Source organism: Paraburkholderia phymatum (genome assembly GCF_038900715.1).
In the GTDB taxonomy this organism is placed as follows: Bacteria; Pseudomonadota; Gammaproteobacteria; order Burkholderiales; family Burkholderiaceae; genus Paraburkholderia; species Paraburkholderia phymatum_A.
Genome location: NZ_JAYMRZ010000016.1, coordinates 1 through 19,148, shown reverse-complemented (window position 1 = coordinate 19,148; position 19,148 = coordinate 1). Strand labels below are relative to the sequence as shown.

General features: G+C 63.5%; 18 protein-coding genes. 5 read left to right on the top strand and 13 right to left on the bottom strand.

Annotated features, from left to right (window positions below; all coding sequences use genetic code 11):
• Window positions 1-65: 65 nt before the first annotated feature.
• From VSR68_RS26260 to VSR68_RS26225, 8 genes are all read right to left on the bottom strand, one after another.
• Window positions 66-1,463 (bottom strand): aspartate aminotransferase family protein, encoded by a 1,398-nt coding sequence (locus VSR68_RS26260; protein WP_342942633.1) that lies wholly within the window; start codon window positions 1,461-1,463, stop codon window positions 66-68.
• Window positions 1,464-1,503: 40 nt separating this feature from the next.
• Entirely contained in the window at window positions 1,504-3,009 is a 1,506-nt protein-coding gene (locus VSR68_RS26255; RefSeq protein WP_342942632.1) for an NAD-dependent succinate-semialdehyde dehydrogenase, read from the bottom strand.
• Window positions 3,010-3,163: 154 nt separating this feature from the next.
• A complete protein-coding gene (locus tag VSR68_RS26250; RefSeq protein WP_342942802.1) occupies window positions 3,164-3,655 on the bottom strand; it encodes an Lrp/AsnC family transcriptional regulator in 492 nt (163 codons plus the stop codon).
• A gap of 15 nt (window positions 3,656-3,670) precedes the next feature.
• Entirely contained in the window at window positions 3,671-4,711 is a 1,041-nt protein-coding gene (gene doeB / locus VSR68_RS26245; RefSeq protein WP_342942631.1) for a N(2)-acetyl-L-2,4-diaminobutanoate deacetylase DoeB, read from the bottom strand.
• Window positions 4,712-4,715: 4 nt separating this feature from the next.
• Window positions 4,716-5,927, bottom strand: a complete 1,212-nt coding sequence (gene doeA / locus VSR68_RS26240) for an ectoine hydrolase DoeA (RefSeq protein WP_342942630.1) — start codon at window positions 5,925-5,927, stop codon at window positions 4,716-4,718.
• A 9-nt stretch (window positions 5,928-5,936) separates the two neighbouring features.
• Window positions 5,937-6,938: a cyclodeaminase gene (locus VSR68_RS26235; protein ID WP_342942629.1), complete on the bottom strand. Its 1,002-nt coding sequence runs from the start codon at window positions 6,936-6,938 to the stop codon at window positions 5,937-5,939.
• A 216-nt stretch (window positions 6,939-7,154) separates the two neighbouring features.
• The gene (gene eutB / locus VSR68_RS26230; RefSeq protein WP_342942801.1) at window positions 7,155-8,129 is read right to left on the bottom strand and encodes a hydroxyectoine utilization dehydratase EutB; all 975 of its coding nucleotides are present in this window, start codon (window positions 8,127-8,129) and stop codon (window positions 7,155-7,157) included.
• Between the two features lie 184 nt (window positions 8,130-8,313).
• Entirely contained in the window at window positions 8,314-9,738 is a 1,425-nt protein-coding gene (locus VSR68_RS26225) for a PLP-dependent aminotransferase family protein (RefSeq protein ID WP_342942628.1), read from the bottom strand.
• Window positions 9,739-9,931: 193 nt separating this feature from the next.
• Between VSR68_RS26225 and ehuB the strand changes: the two genes are divergently transcribed.
• From ehuB to ehuA, 4 genes are all read left to right on the top strand, one after another.
• Window positions 9,932-10,786 (top strand): ectoine/hydroxyectoine ABC transporter substrate-binding protein EhuB, encoded by an 855-nt coding sequence (gene ehuB, locus VSR68_RS26220; RefSeq protein ID WP_342942627.1) that lies wholly within the window; start codon window positions 9,932-9,934, stop codon window positions 10,784-10,786.
• A gap of 126 nt (window positions 10,787-10,912) precedes the next feature.
• Window positions 10,913-11,584, top strand: a complete 672-nt coding sequence (ehuC, locus tag VSR68_RS26215) for an ectoine/hydroxyectoine ABC transporter permease subunit EhuC (protein WP_342942626.1) — start codon at window positions 10,913-10,915, stop codon at window positions 11,582-11,584.
• Window positions 11,581-12,240, top strand: a complete 660-nt coding sequence (ehuD, locus tag VSR68_RS26210) for an ectoine/hydroxyectoine ABC transporter permease subunit EhuD (protein WP_342942625.1) — start codon at window positions 11,581-11,583, stop codon at window positions 12,238-12,240. The genes ehuC and ehuD overlap by 4 nt, the downstream gene beginning before the upstream one ends.
• Window positions 12,237-13,124 (top strand): ectoine/hydroxyectoine ABC transporter ATP-binding protein EhuA, encoded by an 888-nt coding sequence (ehuA, locus tag VSR68_RS26205; RefSeq protein ID WP_428983589.1) that lies wholly within the window; start codon window positions 12,237-12,239, stop codon window positions 13,122-13,124. The genes ehuD and ehuA overlap by 4 nt, the downstream gene beginning before the upstream one ends.
• A gap of 57 nt (window positions 13,125-13,181) precedes the next feature.
• On the opposite strand, the gene VSR68_RS26200 is transcribed toward ehuA, so the two are convergent.
• From VSR68_RS26200 to VSR68_RS26180, 5 genes are all read right to left on the bottom strand, one after another.
• Window positions 13,182-14,585, bottom strand: coding sequence for an MFS transporter (locus tag VSR68_RS26200; protein WP_342942624.1), 1,404 nt, complete (start codon window positions 14,583-14,585; stop codon window positions 13,182-13,184).
• 152 nt (window positions 14,586-14,737) lie between these two features.
• The gene (locus VSR68_RS26195; RefSeq protein ID WP_342942623.1) at window positions 14,738-15,502 is read right to left on the bottom strand and encodes a phosphocholine cytidylyltransferase family protein; all 765 of its coding nucleotides are present in this window, start codon (window positions 15,500-15,502) and stop codon (window positions 14,738-14,740) included.
• Between the two features lie 21 nt (window positions 15,503-15,523).
• Window positions 15,524-16,528, bottom strand: coding sequence for a flippase-like domain-containing protein (locus tag VSR68_RS26190; protein ID WP_342942622.1), 1,005 nt, complete (start codon window positions 16,526-16,528; stop codon window positions 15,524-15,526).
• Window positions 16,525-17,382, bottom strand: a complete 858-nt coding sequence (locus VSR68_RS26185) for a HalD/BesD family halogenase (protein ID WP_342942621.1) — start codon at window positions 17,380-17,382, stop codon at window positions 16,525-16,527. The genes VSR68_RS26190 and VSR68_RS26185 overlap by 4 nt, the downstream gene beginning before the upstream one ends.
• Complete coding sequence (locus VSR68_RS26180) at window positions 17,379-18,068, bottom strand: CDP-alcohol phosphatidyltransferase family protein (protein ID WP_342942620.1); 690 nt, start codon at window positions 18,066-18,068, stop codon at window positions 17,379-17,381. The genes VSR68_RS26185 and VSR68_RS26180 overlap by 4 nt, the downstream gene beginning before the upstream one ends.
• A 323-nt stretch (window positions 18,069-18,391) precedes the next feature.
• Between VSR68_RS26180 and VSR68_RS26175 the strand changes: the two genes are divergently transcribed.
• A complete protein-coding gene (locus tag VSR68_RS26175) occupies window positions 18,392-18,829 on the top strand; it encodes a hypothetical protein (protein WP_342942619.1) in 438 nt (145 codons plus the stop codon).
• Window positions 18,830-19,148: the final 319 nt, after the last annotated feature.

Sequence of the window (19,148 nt, the reverse complement as noted above, 5' to 3'; positions counted from 1 at the left end):
CACTCGTTGTGCATGGAACCGCTTTCGCACTCGCTTACGCCAATTGCAATCCAGCGAGGACGCTGTTATGCCGTGGCCGCGTCCTTGAGCACCTGCGATGCGACCTCATCGACGGCGGCCTTGGTCAGCGAAACGATCTCGTCGACTTCGGCGCGCGTCGTGATGAGCGGCGGCGCAAAGCCGAGGATGTCGCCATGCGGCATCGCGCGCGCAATCAGCCCGCGTTGCAGCGCGGCAGCCGACACACGCGGACCGACCTTCAACGCGGCATCGAACGGACGGCGCTCGTCCTTATGCGCCATGAATTCGAGAGCAGCCAGCATGCCCGCACCGCGCACTTCGCCGACGAGCGGATGCGAGTCGAACGCGGCATGCATCTGCGCGAGCAGATAGCCGCCGACGTCGGCCGCGTTTTGCGTGAGGTTCTCGCGCTCCAGGATGTCGAGATTCGCGAGCGCGGCGGCGGCGCAAACGGGATGCCCCGAATACGTCCAGCCGTGTCCCATCGGGCCGTGTTCCTGCGAGCCCTGGGCGATCACGTCCCACACCTTCTCGCCGACGATCACGGCCGACAGCGGCGCATACGCGCTCGTCAGGCCCTTCGCGACGGTGATCAGGTCCGGCTCGATGCCGTAGTGCTGCGCGCCCATCTTCGAGCCCAGACGTCCGAAGCCGCACACCACTTCATCGCTGATCAGCAGAATGTCGTGCTTCTTCAGCACCTTCTGGATCGCGGGCCAGTAGCCGGCCGGCGGCGGCAGGATGCCGCCCGTGCCCATCACGGGTTCTGCGATGAAAGCGGCGATCGTGTCCGCGCCTTCCTTCGCGATCAGCTTCTCAAGTTCTTCGACGCAATAGTCGACGAACTGCGCTTCGCTCATGCCTGCGGGCGCCTGGCGATACCAGTGCGGACACACCGTGTGCTTGACGCGCTCGATGGGCAGATCGAAATGCTGATGGAAGCTCGGCAGGCCCGTCAGGCTACCCGTGACGATGCCGGAGCCGTGATAGCCGCGCTGGCGCGAAATGATCTTCTTCTTGTTCGGGCGGCCCTTCACATTGTTGTAGTACCACACGATCTTGATCTGCGTTTCGTTCGCATCCGAACCGGACATGCCGTAGTACACCTTCTTCATGCCCTTCGGCGACCAGTCGATGATGCGCGACGACAACTCGATGATCGTATCCGTCGAGTGGCCGACATACGTGTGGTAATACGCGAGCTTCTTCGCCTGCTCGTAGATCGCGTCGGCGACTTCCGTGCGGCCATAGCCGATGTTCACGCAATAGAGGCCGGCGAACGCGTCGATGAACGACTTGCCTTGATGGTCTTCGATGCGAATGCCCTTCGCGCCCGTGACGATACGGCCGGGCAGCGCGCCGCTCGCGTGATCGTGAGCGTGCGTCGACGGGTGCATGAAATGTGCGCGGTCCGCGCTAAACAGTTGATCGAGCTGGGTCATGGGAAACTCCGTTTTCTGATCGATAGTTGAATGACAAGTCTCAAGCGGCGTGCGGCCGATGAGCACAAGAAGCAGCGTCGGCGACAGGCAAGCCCAATTGACCGAGGCAGTAGTAACGCGTTTCGACGAACGGCTCGAAACCTTCGAGTCCGCCTTCGCGGCCGAGGCCCGATGCCTTCATGCCGCCGAACGGAATCGGCGCGCCCGTGAACTTCACGCCGTTCACGGAGACCATCGCGAAGTCCAGTTGACGAATCACCTGGAACACCGTGTTCAGATCCTTTGCGCAGAGATACGCAGCGAGGCCGTACTCCGTGTCGTTCGCGCGGGCGATCGCTTCGTCGAGCGTATCGAACGGCGACACGGCGGAAATGGGCGCAAAGTTCTCTTCATCATAGATGCGCATGCCCTTGCCCGCATCGGCGACCACGGTCGGCTCGAAGAACCAGCCGCCGCGCGCATGCGGCGCGCCGCCGGCGACAATGCGCGCGCCCTTCGCCCGCGCATCTTCGACGCGTTGCACCGTTGCATCGAACGCGGCCTGATGCATCAGCGGACCCACTTCGCTGCCCGCTTCGAATGCCGAGCCGACCTTCAGCGCGCGCACGGCTTGCGCATAGCGTTCGACGAAAGCCTCGTAAATCGGGCGCGCAACCAGAATGCGATTCGCTGCGCAGCAGTCCTGGCCCGACGTCTGGAACTTCGCGCCCACGGCCACGCGCACGGCCTGTTCGAGATCGGCGTCTTCTGTCACGATGAACGGCGCATTGCCGCCCAGTTCGAGCGCCGTCTTCTTGATGCCGCTTTGCGCGACGGCCTGCATCACGAGCCCGCCGACACGCGTCGAACCCGTAAAGCTCACCGTGCGCACGCGCGGATCGCGCACCAGCGTTTCCATCGCCATTTGCGGTTCGCCGAGCACGACGTTGAACACGCCGGCCGGGAAGCCCGCTTCTTCCGCGAGCTGCGCAAGCGCGAGCGCCGAGAACGGCGTTTCGTGCGCAGGCTTCACGACGATCGTACAACCCGCCGCCAGCGCGGCCGCTGCCTTGCGCGTGATCATCGCGTTCGGGAAATTCCACGGCGTGATCAACGCGGCCACGCCGACGGGCTCCATCATCGTGCCGAGATGCGCGCCGTCGATATGCGTCGGAATCGTGCGGCCGTTCAGGCGCTTGCCTTCATGCGCGAACCATTCGATGAAGCTCGCGCCATAAGCGATTTCGCCAGCGGCCTCGGCAAGCGGCTTGCCCTGCTCGAGCGCGAGAATGCCCGCGAGATCGTTCTGATGGCGCAGCACGAGTTCGTGCCAGCGCAACAGCAACGCCGCGCGCTTCGCGACGGGCACCCAGCGCCATGTTTCGAACGCGCGCTGTGCGGCGTCGACGGCTTGCGTGATTTGCGGCGCTTCGAGCATCGGCACGTGGCCGATCACTTCCTGATCCGCGGGATTCTGCACGGCCACCGTGGATGCCGTTTCGCTATGCACCCAACGGCCATCGACGTAACACAGCGACTTGAACAGAACGGGATGACCCAGCAACATGACGATCTCCTATGTGCGTTATCTGACTGTTACTGTACGGGCGATACGCATCGTGTTTTTTTGGTTCGGGACGCCGGCGCTGTGTGTTTTTTCTGTTTTAGCGCGGCGCTACGCGAAGTTTTTTTGCCGCCCGTCTAGCACTGCATCGACGGCTTCACTCGCCGCCGCCGATTGCATCCGAGGCCCAGTCCGGCATCGTCTCGGGCACGTTCTTCACGACCTTCGTCACGATGTACGTGAAGTAGCGCTCGATACCCAGCTCATCGGTGAGCAACGCATCGATGAAGCGCTGATAGTGATCGATGTCGCGCGACATCACGTGCAGCACGTAATCGACGCCGCCGCCCGTCGCGTGACATTGCGTCACTTCGGGAGCGGCGGCGACGCGTTCTTCGAAACGGCGCATGTCTTGCGCCGTATGCCGCGCGAGCGTCACCTCGACGATGATGCGGCTGCCCTTGAATGCGCGTGCCCAGTCGATATCCGTCCGATAGCCACGAATCACGCCGCTCTCTTCGAGCCGCCGCACGCGCTCCCACGCAGGCGAGATCGACAGATTCACTTCCTCGGCAAGACGCGACTTCGTGATGCGTCCGTCCTGCGCGAGGATGCGAAGAATCGCGAGATCGTAGCGATCGAGTTTCATCATCGGCACATGCCCTTACTTTTTCGCGGTGCCCGTCGAAACGGGAATGCCGCGCTCGACGATATCGGCCACCACGGCCACCGTATCGCCGATATGCACGAGCCCCGGAAAATGCCGCGCGGCGAGCAGACCGCTGCGTTTCGCGCGATATTCGAACGGCTTTGCGCCCGTGCGCGTCGCGTCGTGAACGCGCGCGATCACTTCGCCCGCTTCGACGTTGTCGCCCAGGTCCTTGCACAATTCGAGCAGGCCGTCGTGCTCGCTCGTCGTGTAGCAAGTGCCGTCGGGCATGTCGAGCAGCGTCGTCGTGCGCGCCGATGCGTCGTCCGCAGGCGCCGCCGACAGCACGCCCGCATTCGCGAGGAAGCCGCGCACGCCGCACTCGGCCACGGCGACGCTTGCGACCGTCGCCGTTCCGCCGCCGCCCAGTTCCGTCGACACGAACACCTTGCCCGCTTCTTCGACGGCCGTATCGAACAGACCGACGCTATCGAGTTCGAGCATCCGCATCGAATACGGTGCGCCGAATGCGCGCATCGCCGCTTCGCAACGCGCCTGCTGCTTCGCATCGTCGAGCACGTGCACGGCTGCGAACGGCACGAAGTCGAGCGTGCGTCCGCCCGCGTGCAGATCGAGCACGTAGTCTGCAAGCGGCAGCAGATAGCGCTGGAAATAGTCGGCGATTTTCTCCGTCACCGTGCCGTCCGGCTTGCCCGGAAAGCTGCGGTTGAGGTTGCCGCGATCGATCGGCGACGTGCGGCTGCCCGCGCGAAACGCCGGATAGTTCATGAACGGCACGATGATCACGCGTCCCGTCACTTCGCTTGCCTTCAGCGTCGACGCGAGCTTCGACAGCACGATCGGACCTTCGTACTCGTCGCCGTGATTGCCGCCCGTCAAAAGAGCGGTCGGGCCATTGCCGCGACGGATCACCGTGATGGGGATCATCACGGCGCCCCACGCGGACGCGTCGTGCGAGTGCGGCAGTTTTAGAAAGCCGTGCTGTTCGCCGTCCGCTTCGAAATCGACAGTGGCATGAATGGGTGATGCCCGCATTGCACTACTCCTTGATGAACAGCTTGCGCGGCGTGTTGCAGAACGTCTCGACACCCGACTCGGTAATCAGGATGCTTTCCGTGATTTCGAGTCCCCAGTCGTCGAGCCACAGCCCCGGCATGAAGTGGAACGTCATGCCGGGTTCGAGGACCGTCTTGTCCCCGGGACGCAGGCTCATCGTGCGCTCGCCCCAGTCCGGCGGATAGCTCGCGCCGATCGGATAACCACAGCGGCTGTTCTTCTCGATGCCCGATTTGCGCAGCACCGCAAAGAACGCATTCGCAATGTCCTCGCACGTATTGCCCGGCTTCGCGGCCGCAAGCCCCATTTCGATGCCTTCGACCACGGCCTTTTCCGCATCGATGAAATGCTGCGGCGGCTTGCCGAGATACACCGTGCGCGACTGCGGGCAGTGATAGCGCTTGAAGCAGCCGGCGATTTCGAAGAACGTGCCCGCGTTCTTTTCGAATGGCGAGTCGTCCCACGTCAGATGCGGCGCGGCCGCATCGGCGCCTGTCGGCAGCAGCGGCACGATCGCGGGATAGTCGCCGCCATAGCCTTCGACGCCCGTGATCCCCGCCGAATAGATATCGGCGACGAGATCGCTCTTGCGCATGCCCGGCTCGATGCGCTCGACGATATGCGCGTGCATCTTCTCGACGATGCGCGCGGCAATGCGCATGTACTCGATCTCGCGCGGCGACTTGATGGCGCGCTGCCAGTTGACGAGCGCGGTCGCATCGCGCCACGTCGCATTCGGCAGATTGCGTTGCAACGATGCGTAGGCAGCGGCGCTGAAATAGTAGTTGTCCATTTCGACGCCGATGCGGCGCGACTGCCAGCCGCGCGCCTCGATCACTTCGCGCGAGAGATAGTCCATCGGATGACGCTCGGTGGACTGCACGTAGTGATCGGGATAGCCGATGATGTTCTCGCGCTTCATGAACACGGTGCGCAATGCGCCGTTCGCATCCTGTCCACGGCCGTACCAGACGGGCTCGCCATCGAGCGCGAGCAGCACGCATTGATGCACGTAGAACGACCAGCCGTCGTAGCCCGTGAGCCACGCCATGTTTGTCGGGTCGGTGACGATCAGCAGATCGATCTGCGCCTTCTGCATCGCCTTGCGTGTCTTCGCGATGCGTGCGTCGTATTCGGCGCGATCGAAAGGCAAGCGAACCACGGGGGTCGCCGCCTGTTGGGATGTATCTGACATGGTCTCCTCTCAGCGCTTCATGTCGTTACGGAAAATGGTGCCTGCATTGGCCGCGCGGGCGCGCGCAACGGCGAGCGTCGCGATGGCCGTGTCCTGCGCGCCCGTGCCCGTGAGATCGCACAGCGTGATGTCGCTGTCGCTCGTGCGTCCTTTGGCCTGTCCTGCGATGACCTGTCCAAGCTCTGCGTGCTTTGCATCCGCATCGACGACACCGGCTTCGATCGCGTGATGCAGTTCGCCGAGCACGCGCGTCTGCGTGACGCGATCGCATATGTAGCGCGCCGCCGCGAGTGCTTGCGGCGCAATTTCGTTCTTGTGTTCCGCGTCCGAGCCCATCGCCGTGATGTGAAGACCGGGATGCAAATCGGCTGCCTGGATCAGCGGCTCGGTGCTCGGCGTCGTGGTGATCGCGATGTCGGCTTCGGCGAGCGCGTGATGAACGTCGCGCGCGACTTCCGCGGCAACGTGCAATTGCGCGGACATGTCCGCCGCGAATTGCTCGGCGTTCGCGCGATTGCGCGCCCATACCTTGACGCGCTCGATCTTTCGCACCATCGACAACGCCTGCAATTGCAGACGCGCCTGCTCGCCCGCGCCGATCACGGCGACGCTCGGCGCCTGCTGCTTCGCGAGCCAGCGCGCCGCGACGGCGCCTGCCGCCGCTGTCCGCACGGCCGTCAGATAGCCGTTGTCGAGCAACACTGCTTCCGTGAGGCCTGTTTTCGCGGACAGAACGAGCATCAGCCCGTTAAGGCTCGGCAGACCGAGCTTCGGGTTATCGAAGAAGCCGGGGCTCACCTTGATCGCGAAGCTGTCGAAGCGCGGCAGGTAGGCCGTCTTCACATCGACTTCGCCGCGATGCTCGGGCAGGTCGAGCCGCAAGATGGGCGGCATCGCAACGGGCTCCGTGGCAAGCGACAGAAACGCGGATTCGACCTGATCGATCGCGGCGAGATCGAGCGGTACGAGTTCGCGCAATTGCGATTCGCCCAAGAGAGTAATGGCAGTCATGCAGTGTCTCCTGTGTCGACCAGAGTTGGCGCTTTAGCGCTTACTCTGGTCCCATGCAAAGCGGTCGACCAGAGTTGGCGCTTTAGCACTTACTCTGGTCCCATGCAAAGCGGTCGACCAGAGTTGGTGCTTCAGCACTTAGTCTGGTCACATGCAACTTGCTTGCGCACGGCCGGCGTCGGCGCTTGAGCTCTTGCGCCGGCTCATGCAATTCCTTCAGCCCGCTCGCACGATGCGGCGATGCTGGCTCATGTCGATATTGGCGCCCGTCACGATCAGCACGATCGGGCCTTGAAAATCAGGGGCATTGTGCAAACGCTGCGCGAGCAGCGCCGCAATGCCGACGGCGGCCGCGCCCTCGAGCACCAGCCGTTCGTGTTCGTATGCATGCACGAGGCCGCGCGCGATCGTCGCCTCGTCAAGCAGCACGACTTCGTCGATCAGCTCGCGCGTGATCGGGAACGTGTACTGGTTGTCGAGCCCGATGCCGCCGCCCAGCGAATCCGCAAGCGACTCGACTTCATCGACGAGCACGGGCTTGCCCGCCTCGAGGCTCGCGTGCATCGCGGCGCCGCGCTCCATCGTCACGCCCGTCATGCGCACCGCGCGATTGATCTGCTTCGACGCGAATGCAATGCCCGCGAAGAGCCCGCCGCCCGACAACGGCACGACGATGTGCGCGACATCGGGCAAGTCTTCGGCGATTTCGACGCCGATGGTCGCCTGTCCCGCGATGACGTCGAGATGATCGAACGGCGGCACATACGCATAGCCTTCTTCGCGCACGAGGCGTTGTGCTTCCACCTGCGCGTCGTCCTGGCTCTTGCCGACGATGCGCGCCTGCGCGCCCAGTGCGCGCACCGCCTCGACCTTGTTCGACGGCACGAGCGACGACATGCACACGGCCGCTTCGATGCCGAGTGCGCGCGCCGCATGCGCGACGGCGCGCCCGTGATTGCCCGTCGACGCCGTCACCACGCGCTTGCATCCCGTTTCAGCAAGACGCACGAGCGCGTTCGTCGCGCCGCGCAGCTTGAAGCTGCCCGTCGGCTGGACCGTTTCGAGCTTCAGATAGACAGGATTATTTGCAATCGCCGACAACGTGGGCGATTCGACGAGCGGCGTGCGCAGCACGCGCCCTTCGATACGGCGTCGAGCGCGATAGACATCGGCAAGCGAGAGAACGGACATTGGCATCGGCCCTGCATGAGAAACGCGACCGATGCGGAAAACCCCAGACGTCAGTATTTCACTACGTTGAACGCGGGCCACACCGGACTCAGTGCGGCCAGTCTAATGTTCTAAATATTCTTTTCTATTGTCCTGGTACATTTCGTTTTGCATCGCTGCGCGCCCACCCGATGCACCCATGCGATCAACCGAAGTCATGCACCTGCGGATACTGTTCGAACACGTCGTGCATCGTTTCGAGCGCTTCCTGATACACCTCTTCGCTCACTTCCGCGCCCACGCACAGCCGGACCGCATTGGGCCGTTCCGCGCCGCGCACGAGGAACGGATCGGGCGACGTCACGGCGATATCGCGATTGCGCAGCTCGCGCACGAGCCGGTCCGCCTGCCAGTGATCGGGCACGCGCAGCCACACGGACAACGCATGCGGATGCGAGCCGAGCACATACGGTCCGAGTATTTTTTGCACGAGCGCCTGGCGCTTCGCGAGCCGCTCGCGCTGCATCTCCACCAGACGCGCGGCCGTGCCGTCGTTGATCCAGCGTGTCGCCACTTCCGCGATCGGCGAGTTCGCCATCCAGCTGCTGACGCGCAACACGCTTTCGACGCGCAGCGCGAGACGGCGCGGCGTCGTCATATAGCCCGTGCGCAGGCCGGCCATCACCGACTTCGTCATGCTCGTGCAGTAGAACGACAGCTCGGGGATGTGGCTCGAAATCGGCGCGGGACGCGTGGCGGGCAGCGGACCATAGACATCGTCTTCGATCACGTACACCCCATAGCGCTCGGCAATGCGCGCAATCGCGCGGCGCCGCGACTCGGGCATCAGCGCAACGGTCGGATTGTTGAGCGTCGGCGTGCAGACGAGCGCGGTAATGCGCTCGCTATCGCACATCTCTTCGAAGTGCTCGGGATGGATGCCGTATTCGTCGATCTCCAGCCCTTTCAACGTAAACCCCAGGACATTCGCGGAGCCGATCACGCCGTGATCGGTCAGACTTTCGCACAGCACGGTATCGCCGGGACCGACCAGCGATGCGAGCGCGAGAAAGATGCCATGCGCCGCGCCGTTGGTGACGAGCAGCGTATCGACGGAAGCCGGCATGCCGAGCGACTCCAGCCACGCAATGCCCGCTTGCCGGTGATGCTCGAAGCCCGCGATGGGCCTGAACGCGCGTATCCACGGCTGGTCGTCGATCTTCGCGAGCGTCGCGCAGACCTTGCGCCACATCGCGTCGTGCTCGGGCGTGTGGATGATGCGCGCAATCGAGAAGTCGACCACGGAACGCTCGGCCGTATCGAGCATGTAGTTGGACATCGTCTCCGTGACGCGCTCGGCGACGAAGCTGCCGCGCCCCACTTCGCAGCGGATCAGCCCTTGCCGCTCCAGTTCCTTGTATGCGTTCGTCACCGTCTGCACGCTGATCGACAGTTCGGACGCCACATCGCGCTGCGGCGGCAGACGCGCGCCCGCGCGCAACGACTCGCTTTCGATATCCGTTGCAATCGCCTTCACCAGCCGTTTGTATTTCGACTCGACGCCACGCACCGCGCCGACTGCATCCCGCCATTGTTCTATCACTACAGTCTCCCTATCTACAGCATGCATAGTGCGACGAAAGCAGCCCGGAAAATAATTGTCCTAGTGCAATGGGAACAAAAAAATGGCTTTGTATGCTGCGCTCATGGTTCGGTTCCGGGGCGCTCGAAACGCTGGAATCCTTGCCACACCGGGTTTTCCCGGGGATCGCGCCACTGTGGCACGACATTCATCACTTTTACTTTCGCCCTACGGAATCGACATGAAATCGAAGCGCACGTCCGTCATGCTCGGCGCCCTCTGCCTCGCGGCAGCCGGCCTTGCCATGCACACCCAGTTCGCGTCGGCTGAAACGACGTTGCAGCGCATCCAGCGCACCGGCGAAGTCCGCATCGGCTATGCGAACGAAGCTCCGTTCGCCTATACGACACCCGATGGCAAGGTGACGGGCGAATCGCCGGAAATTTCGCGCAAGGTATTCGAAAAGCTCGGCGTGAAAAAAGTGGATGCCGTGCTGACGGAATGGGGCTCGCTGATTCCGGGCCTGCGCGCGGGACGCTTCGACGTCATTGCCGCTGGCATGTACATCACGCCGGAGCGCTGCAAGCAGGTCGCTTTTGCCGATCCGCAATATCAGATCCAGGACACGCTGCTCGTGACGAAGGGCAATCCGAAGAACCTGCATAGCTTTGCCGATATTGCAAAGCAGCCGGACCTGAAGCTCGCCGTGATGGCGGGCGCCGTCGAAGTCGCCAATTCGCGCGATGCGGGCGTGAAGGACACGCAACTGCTGCAGGTGCCCGATACGACGGCGCAACTCCAGGCCGTGCGCACGCGCCGCGCCGATGCGGCAGCGGGCACGGCGCTCACGATGAAGGGCCTCGCCGCGAAGGACGCGGCCCAGGTCGAAACGGTCTCCTTCTTCAAGGACGATCCGAAGCATACGGGCTATGGCGCGCTCGCGTTCCGTCCGGAAGACACCGATCTGCGCGATGCCGTGAACAAGCAGTTGCATCAATGGCTCGGCACGCCCGATCATCTCGCGACCGTCGGACCGTTCGGCTTCGACAAGTCCAATGTGACGACGAAGACGGCCGCCGAAATCTGCGGCCAGTGATTCGCCGCTCACGCATCGGGCCGCAGATGATGCAGCGCGATCGCACGCCGGGGGAGGCACTCAAAATGCTTCCCCACTTCAATCCGAGGCGCGCCGATGCGCCGTCATGCAAGCGAGGCCACCGCCATGCGTGAACTGTTTCCCCTGCTGCTGCAAGGCACGCTCGTCACGATCGAGATCGCCGTGTTCGGCACGCTGCTCGCGATCGTGATGGCGTTCGTCGGCACGGCCACGAGGCTCTCGCCGTGGGCGCCGTTGCGCTGGATCGGCAACGTGTATGTCGAGGTGTTTCGCGGCACGTCGCTGCTCGTGCAGCTCTTCTGGTTCTTCTTCGTGCTGCCGCTGCCGCCGTTCCGGATCGAACTGACGCCGTTCACGGTGGCGATCGTCGGGCTCGGCCTGCACTACGGCGCGTATGGTTCGGAGATTCTGCGCGGCGCGCTGCGTTCGGTGCCGGGCGGCCAGTTCGAAGCGGCGCTCGCGTTGAACATGTCGGCATTCTCACGCATGCGCCGCATCATCCTGCCGCAAGCGATGATCTGCGCGCTGCCGCCCGCAACCAATCTGATGATCGAATTGCTGAAGGGCACGTCGCTCGTATCGCTGATCACGCTGTCCGATCTCACGTTCCGCGCGCGCCAGCTCGACGAAGCGACGTTCAAGACGGCCGAGATCTTCTGCCTCACGCTCCTCATCTATTTCGTGCTCGCGCAGTTGCTGGCCACGCTGATGCGCTACTTCGAGCGGCGCGTGAGCCACGGCATCATCGTTCGAACCGTGCCAAAGGCGGCGTCATGAATCAGTTCTTCGACTTGCAGTACGCCGCGCACATCCTGCCTCAACTTGCGCGCGCATCGGTGTACACGATATTGATCACGCTGGTCGGCTTCGCGATCGCGCTCGTGCTCGGCCTCGTGCTCGCGATCCTGCGGCGCAGCCACATCAAGGCCGTGTCGCGCACGGTGGCGTTCATCGTCGAGTTCATCCGCAGCACGCCGCTGCTGATCCAGGTGTACGTGCTCTACTATGTGCTGCCTGTCTACGGCATCACGATGTCCGCGCTGATGGCGGGCACGATCGGCATCGCGCTGCACTATGCGTGCTACACGTCCGAGGTGTATCGCGCGGGTCTGAACGGCGTCGCGCGCGGGCAGTGGGAAGCGGCGTGCGCGTTGTCGCTGTCGCCGTGGCGCACGTATGCCGGCGTGATTCTGCCGCAAGCGGTGCGGCCCGTCATTCCCGCGCTCGGCAACTATCTCGTCGCGATGTTCAAGGACACGCCCGTGCTGTCTGCCATCACCGTGGTCGAACTGATGCAGCAGGCGAAGAACGTCGGCTCGGAAACGTTCCGCTATCTCGAGCCGATCACGCTTGCGGGCCTGTTCTTTCTCGTCATCAGCATTACGTTCGCACAACTCGTGCGGCGGCTCGAATTCCGTCTGAGGCTGCCATGAAGTCGCGCACCGACATCGATACCCACCTGCACTCCGAGTCCCCCGTGATGGAGAAAGAGATGAAGCGAGACCCCGTTTCCGCGCTCAACGACGCGCCGAACGCCAACGGCCAGCAACCGATGGTGCGCTTCGCCGGCGTGACGAAGCGCTACGGCGCGCTCACCGTGCTCGACGAACTCGATCTGGACATTGCGCCCAACGAGAAAGTCGCCATCATCGGGCCGAGCGGCTCGGGCAAGTCGACGCTGCTGCGCGTGCTGATGACACTCGACCCGTTGACGGGCGGCATGATCGAAGTAGACGGCGAGCCGTTGACCCACATGCGCAAGAACGGCGGGCTCGTGCCTGCATCGCCTGCGCATCTGCGGCGCGTGCGCAGCAAGATCGGCATGGTCTTTCAGAGCTTCAACCTGTTCCCGCATATGACCGCGCTCGCGAACACGATCGAAGCGCCGATGCAGGTGCTCGGGCTGTCGCGCAAGGAAGCGACGGAACGCTCGCGCGAACTGCTGTCGATGGTCGGGCTGGAGGACAAGTGCAATCACTATCCGTCGCAACTGTCGGGCGGCCAGCAGCAGCGCGTCGCGATTGCGCGAGCGCTCGCGATGCGTCCGAAAGTGATGCTGTTCGACGAAGTGACGTCCGCGCTCGACCCCGAGCTATGCGGCGAAGTGCTGAACGTGATTCGCCGTCTTGGCGAGGAACACAATCTGACGATGCTGATGGTCACGCACCAGATGGGCTTCGCACGCGAATTCGCGGACCGCGTGTGCTTCTTCTCGCAAGGCAAGATCATCGAGCAAGGGCCGCCGCAGCAGTTCTTCACGTCGCCCCAACATGAACGCACGCAGCAGTTCCTGCGTGCGGTGCGCGAGGCCGTTTGATGGTTTGATCGCGTGCTTCGACGCGGCGTTCATGCTGCATCAAGCGGAACGCGCGCGTCAGGCCCGCCCTCTGCCGCCGCGCGCGAGTTCTTCGCCGCTGTTGTGCGGCAGCTTCGCCGTGACGGGTATGGAAGCGAGCGAGAACAGGCCGATCGCGAGAAACGCGGGCCAGAAGTCGGTCCACACGATGGTCGGATGGCCTTGCAGTTCGTGCGAAATTTGCAGCACGATCCCGGCAACCGTCACGCCGAGGCCCAGCGATATCTGCTGGACGACACTCGCGACACTCGTCGCGCGTCCGACGTCGCTGCTCGGAATGTCCGCATACGCGAGCGAGTTCAGCGACGTGAACTGCAGCGACGGAAAGATGCCCCCGAACAGCACGACACACCAGATCAGCACGTGCGGCGTGTTCGGCGTGAACAATGCATAGCTCGCGATCGCGCAGCCGGCGAGCAGCGCGTTGAACATCAGCACGCGTCGAAAGCCGAAGTGCGCGAGCACCGACGAAGCAATCGTCTTCATGAAGATCGAGCCGAACGCCGACGCACACGTGATTGTGCCCGCAACGAACGGCGTCATGCCGAGCCCTTCCTGCAGCTTCAGCGGCAGCAGAAACGGCACGGCGCCAAGACCGATGCGAAACAGCGAGCCGCCGACCACGCTCGCATGAAAGCTCGGAATGCGCAGCAGCTTCAGATCGAGCACGGGCCGCTCGACGCGGCTTGCGTAGCGCCAATAAATCAGCAGCAATGCGGCGCCGAGCACGCACATCGTCACGGATACGCTGTTCGATACGAGTTCGCCGCCCACCAGCGACAGCCCCAGCATGAAAAGCGACGCGCCGCTCGCCGACAAGGCAAATCCCGTCCAGTCGAGCGGCCCCGGATGCGCTTCGCGCATGTTCGCGATGTGCCGGTTCGTGAGCCAGATGCCGAACAGGCCGATCGGAATGTTGACGATGAAGATCAGGCGCCAGTGCAGATACGTCGTGATGAAGCCGCCGAGCGGCGGTCCGATCACGGGCCCGAGCAGCGCAGGCACGGTCAGATAGTTGACCGCGCGAATGAAGTCCGACTTCGGCACCGAACGGAAGATGATGATGCGTCCGACGGGCACCATCATCGCGCCGCCGATGCCTTGCACAAAACGCGCGGCGACGAAGAGCGGCAGGTTCGTCGAGGCCGCCGCCATCAGCGAGCCCGCCATGAAGACGCCGATCGCCGTGCGAAACACGGAACGCGGACCATAACGGTCAGCGACCCAGCCGCATACGGGAATGAACACGCCCAGGCCGATCACGTAGCTGGTGATCGCGAGCTTCAGTGTGATGGGATCGTGCCCGAGATCGCGGGCGAGAACCGGCAGGGATGTGACGAGAACCGTCGAATCGACGTTTTCCATGAACATCGCGCACGCGACGATCAACGGAACGATGAATGCGCCTATTGCCAGAGGCATGGTCGAGGAAGCGCCAGTGAAGAAACCGTCGGCGTAAAGCCGCAATTATCGCATCGGCTCAGCAAACGATGTTGCGACGCTTGCAGCAAAAGAAAATCGCGTGCCGGTTGCCCGTGCACGCGATTTTTTACAGCGCTGTCTATGATGCCGGCTCAGCGCGCCGCGCCCACCAGCGGTTGAAGCATCGGCAAAATCTCCGCCGCTGCGCGTTCGACGTCGTTCTGGAAGTCGATTTCGATCCACGGCGCGCCCGTCACGTCAGCCGTATCGAACACATGGCTGCGTTCCAGCAGCAGATCGCGCACGGCCTCTTCGTGAGGCATGTTCGCGCGGCCGCTGTCGACGTAGCCCGCAACGATCTCGGCAAAGCGCTTCGCGGTTTCTTCGCGCAGACGGAAGAAGCCGACCGATTCGCCGATCGTGTCGTAGTCGAGACCGACGGCCAGCTGCTTGCGCAGTTCGACGGGCACGCCGTCTTTCAGGCACAGCTTGACGGGCTCGTCGCCCGTTTCGAAATCGCGGTCGATGAGCAGACGGTTCGCGTGATTGCCCGCGACGAGCGCGCTCAGGATGCGCTCGTCGTACAGCACGTCGGCATCCATCAGCAGTACATCGCCGCCGCGCGTCAGCGCATCGGCAACGGTATGAACGGTGAGCACGCTGCCGAGGTCGAAGCGCGGATTCAGCTTGATCTCGACCTTGTGCGGCCACTCGATCCGCTTCAGTTCGGCTTCGACGAGTTCCGGCTGGAAGCCGAGCGCGAGCACGACTTCATCGACGCCCGCTGCATCGAGCATCTGCAGATGACGCTCGAGCAGGGTCACGCCGTCGAAACGCAGCAGGCATTTGGGAAACTGTTCTCCGGCAGGTTGCTGGAGACGCAGGCCAAGACCTGCAGCAAGAATGATGGCGCGCATTCGCGGTCCTTTCCAAAGATATCAATCGACAGCGGGCAGACGCGTTGCGCGTCGCCGCTGCCAGCTACGTTCGCTGAAATGCAGATAGAGCAGGCCCGGCAAGCCGAGCAGCAGCTCGCGCGCGCGCTTCACCAGCGACAGCGCCAGCGCCGCTTCGGGCGGCAGGCCGACGAGCGGCGCGAGCAGCAGATAGCCGCCTTCCTGGACGCCGAGCGAGCCGGGAATCGCGAAGGCCGCGCCGCGGATCGCCTGGCCGAGGCTTTCGAGCAGCAGCGCGTCGATCCAGCCCACGGGATGGCCGAGAAAGCGCAGCGCGAGCCACACTTCGACCGTGCCGACGATCCAGCCCGCGAGGCTCAGCGCAAAGCTCGCGGCGACCTTGCCGCGCTCGCTGTAGAGTTCGCGCACGGCGACGTCGACGGCATCGGCGCGCGTCGTCAGCGACGACCAGTCGCGCTTGCCGAACACCTTCGACAGCACGCGCAACGCCTTGCCGAACAGGCCGCGCCGCTGCGCCATATAGAAGCCGGCGATCAGCGCGCCGAGCACGCCCGTTGCGATCAGCGCGGCCGTCTGCAGGTCGTGCATCGCGCCGTGCGCCGCCGATGCGCCGAACAGCAGCAAGCCGAGCATCGCGAAGACGATCTGCGCGAGCGCCTGCAATGTCGTGCTGACGGTGATCGCCGCGGCGGCGTCGCGCATGCGCAAACCGCGCTGCGACAGTTGGCGCACCATCATCACCGGCCCGCCGATCTGACCGGCCGGCAACAGGCTGTTCACCGATTCGCCGATCCAGCGCGCGAACACCGCGTCGCGCCCGGTGACGTGCCTCGCCTTCCTGTCGAACATCACGGAGATCGCGCCCGCGTCGAGCAGGAGCGGCAGCAGATGGAACGCGGCGACGAGCGCGAGGCCCCAGCCCGCCACCATCAGCGTCGACACGACAGGGCCGAAGCCCTGCCACGCGAGCAATGCGACGAACAGTGCACCGCCGATCGTCAACAGGATCATCGCGGCGCGCGTCACACGCCTTCTCCCCTGGCGTTGCGGCGTGCGAACTGGCTGAACACCTGGCGGAAGCCAAAGTACGCGATCGCGTCCTTCAGATTCGAAATCACGCGGCGCCACGGGCGCATGTTCGGGTCGGTCACGTATTCGAACGTCAGCGACACGCGCATTTCGTTGTCGAGCGCGGGCGTGATGCGGTGACGCAATTTGTCGCCGTCGAAGAACACGAGGCCGCCCGGCGGAATCTGCACCGAACCGGGCGCATCGGCTTTGTCCGGGTTGCGCGTGTGCAGCTCGTAGTCGAGACGGCACGACGATTCGTCGATCACGCCGAGCAGCAGCGTATAGCGGCGGCCGTCGTAGTACGACGTGTCGTAGTGCCAGCCGATATGGTCGCCGGGCTTCGTGTAGTAGTAGAGCGCGTATGCGTGCGGATCATCGGGCGGCGACAGCAGCAGCTTGTCGCCCGTCAGATGCTCGAGCCAGCCGATCAGCTCCTTCGAGCGATAAAGCTGCGCGATGAACGGCGCGAGACGGTCGATCGTATGGCGGCTGACGCTGCCGCCCTGCTTGTGCCCCGGCAGATAGTTGCGGTTCACTTCGGGCAGGAGCGCGCGTGCGGCTGCGATCAGGTGCGCCGTCACTTCCGGTGCGAGGAAATCTTCGAGGTACAGAAACGCGCTCTGGTCGTCGAAATCCTTGCGCAGCTGCGCGTTGTCGAACGTGCGGACGCGGCTCGCAACCGCGCGATCCGCATCGGGCGCGGCGTTCGCGGACGACGAAGCAGCCCCGGAAACAACAGAAGCCGGCGCGAGGCCGGCATTGTTCAACGAGTTGGATGTGGTCACGTGTTCTTCTGCGGGTGTGCTCATCGGCTCACCCATGCCTGACTGGTTTCTTGCGCCGAGCGCGATCGGCGCACGACGCGACGGTGGTCGATCACCACATATACAGCGAAGAGCGGCGCGCCGATCGACGCGGCCATGAGAAACGGCGCGACGCCGCTCATCAGCGTGACGAGGGGCAGCAGATACAGAATGTCTTCCGTCTCGAAGCCGCCGACGGATGCCTGTTTGGTGCCCGCCTTGCCCGCCATCTCCTCGATGCGCATGCGCAGGAAAAAGATCAGCGCAACCGCGATGCCCGCGACGGTGCCGAGCAGGAACGGCGGCACGGCGACGCCGATCAGATTGCCGACTTGCGATGACGTCATCCCGTAGCCCATGCCCGCGAAAAGCAGCACGGTGACGAGCGCATCGCAGGCGAGGTCATAAAAATGACCGATGCGGCTCGACTTGCCGCTGACGCGCGCAAGCTCGCCGTCCGTGTGATCGACGAAATTGGACAGCACGATCAGAAGCGCGCCGACGTTCGTCCACGCGAAACCGCCGCGCGCCAATGCAAGGCCGCCTGCGACACCGATCAGCAGGCGTACGGTCGTCAGATGGTTGGGCGTGACGGGTGTATCGACGAGCGGCATGATGAGCCGCCGGGCAAGCCGGGCATCCCACATTTTGGGTGGCGGGACATTCCGGGGAGGATTGGATTGCGAAGTCATAACCCGGAAATATATACGGGATCGCGATTTCTTGCCTCGATCGCTCACAATTATGTTGCTTTTCAATGGCCTACTCGTGGATGACCTGACAGCACGAATTTTCGAACGCAGGTAGAGTGCGCGTCTGTCGCGCAGTTGTTACCGGGTCTTGTCATGGTGGTTGCCGCGTGGCGCGCGTTTGGCCGTGCGCTTGCTCACGCGTTTGCCTGCTTATACACCCGTTATTTTGATTCGCCTCGCGTGATTCGCCGTTGATTTTCCCGTTGCACTTTCATTTGAAGTTATCCGCGCGCGAGCCATTGCGCGGACGTTTTGTCGATACCATGAAACGCTTTTTTCTCCGCCCTGTTCTGTTTGCGCTGATGTTGTCGGCGCCGCCGTTCGCCGCGCGCGCCGCGTCGCTCGATGCCGCGCTTGCTTGCGACGAATCGGCGCACAAGTTCATCGCGGATCTGGCCGCCCAGCAGTTGATCGATCGGAAGCCGATGCGCGTCGAGAGCAACTCGATCAACGCGTTTAGTCCCGTGCGCGGCGCAAACCTGAACGCGTACGGCTTTAGTGTGTTCGCTGTCGTCGGATATGAACAGGACGATCCCATCTTTCGCGTGGGCAGCGGCGAGCCGCTGGCGAGGTCGGCCTATGGCGCGGTCGTCTGGGGCAGCGACGAGAAGGTGCAAGCTGCCGTCACCGCAGCGGGCAGCACGGCGATCGTCCATCACGTTGCGCCGCATGTGACGGCGATTTTCTGCAAGCGCAGTTAGGGCGCTGGCGGAACCGGCTTTCTTCGCGCATCTGTACGCGATGTCAGCGGCACGCGGCACTGACGCTCGCAATGATTGGAGCCGGTCCCGTGCAAAGCCAGGACAGTACTCGCATGCGTCGACGCACTAGCCTGCATTGTCATAAGGTTCCCCACCTGCGTAGAAAAAAGCAGCGTCCGGGTACGCTAATCAAGTTGGGCCTGAACAATCCGAAAAGCCTTGTGCGGTGAACCCATTCGGCAGAAATGGCATTGTGGGAATTGCAGGGACCTGGCATATTCATGCATAAATCCTGCAAATCCTGACGAGGTGCGGATGG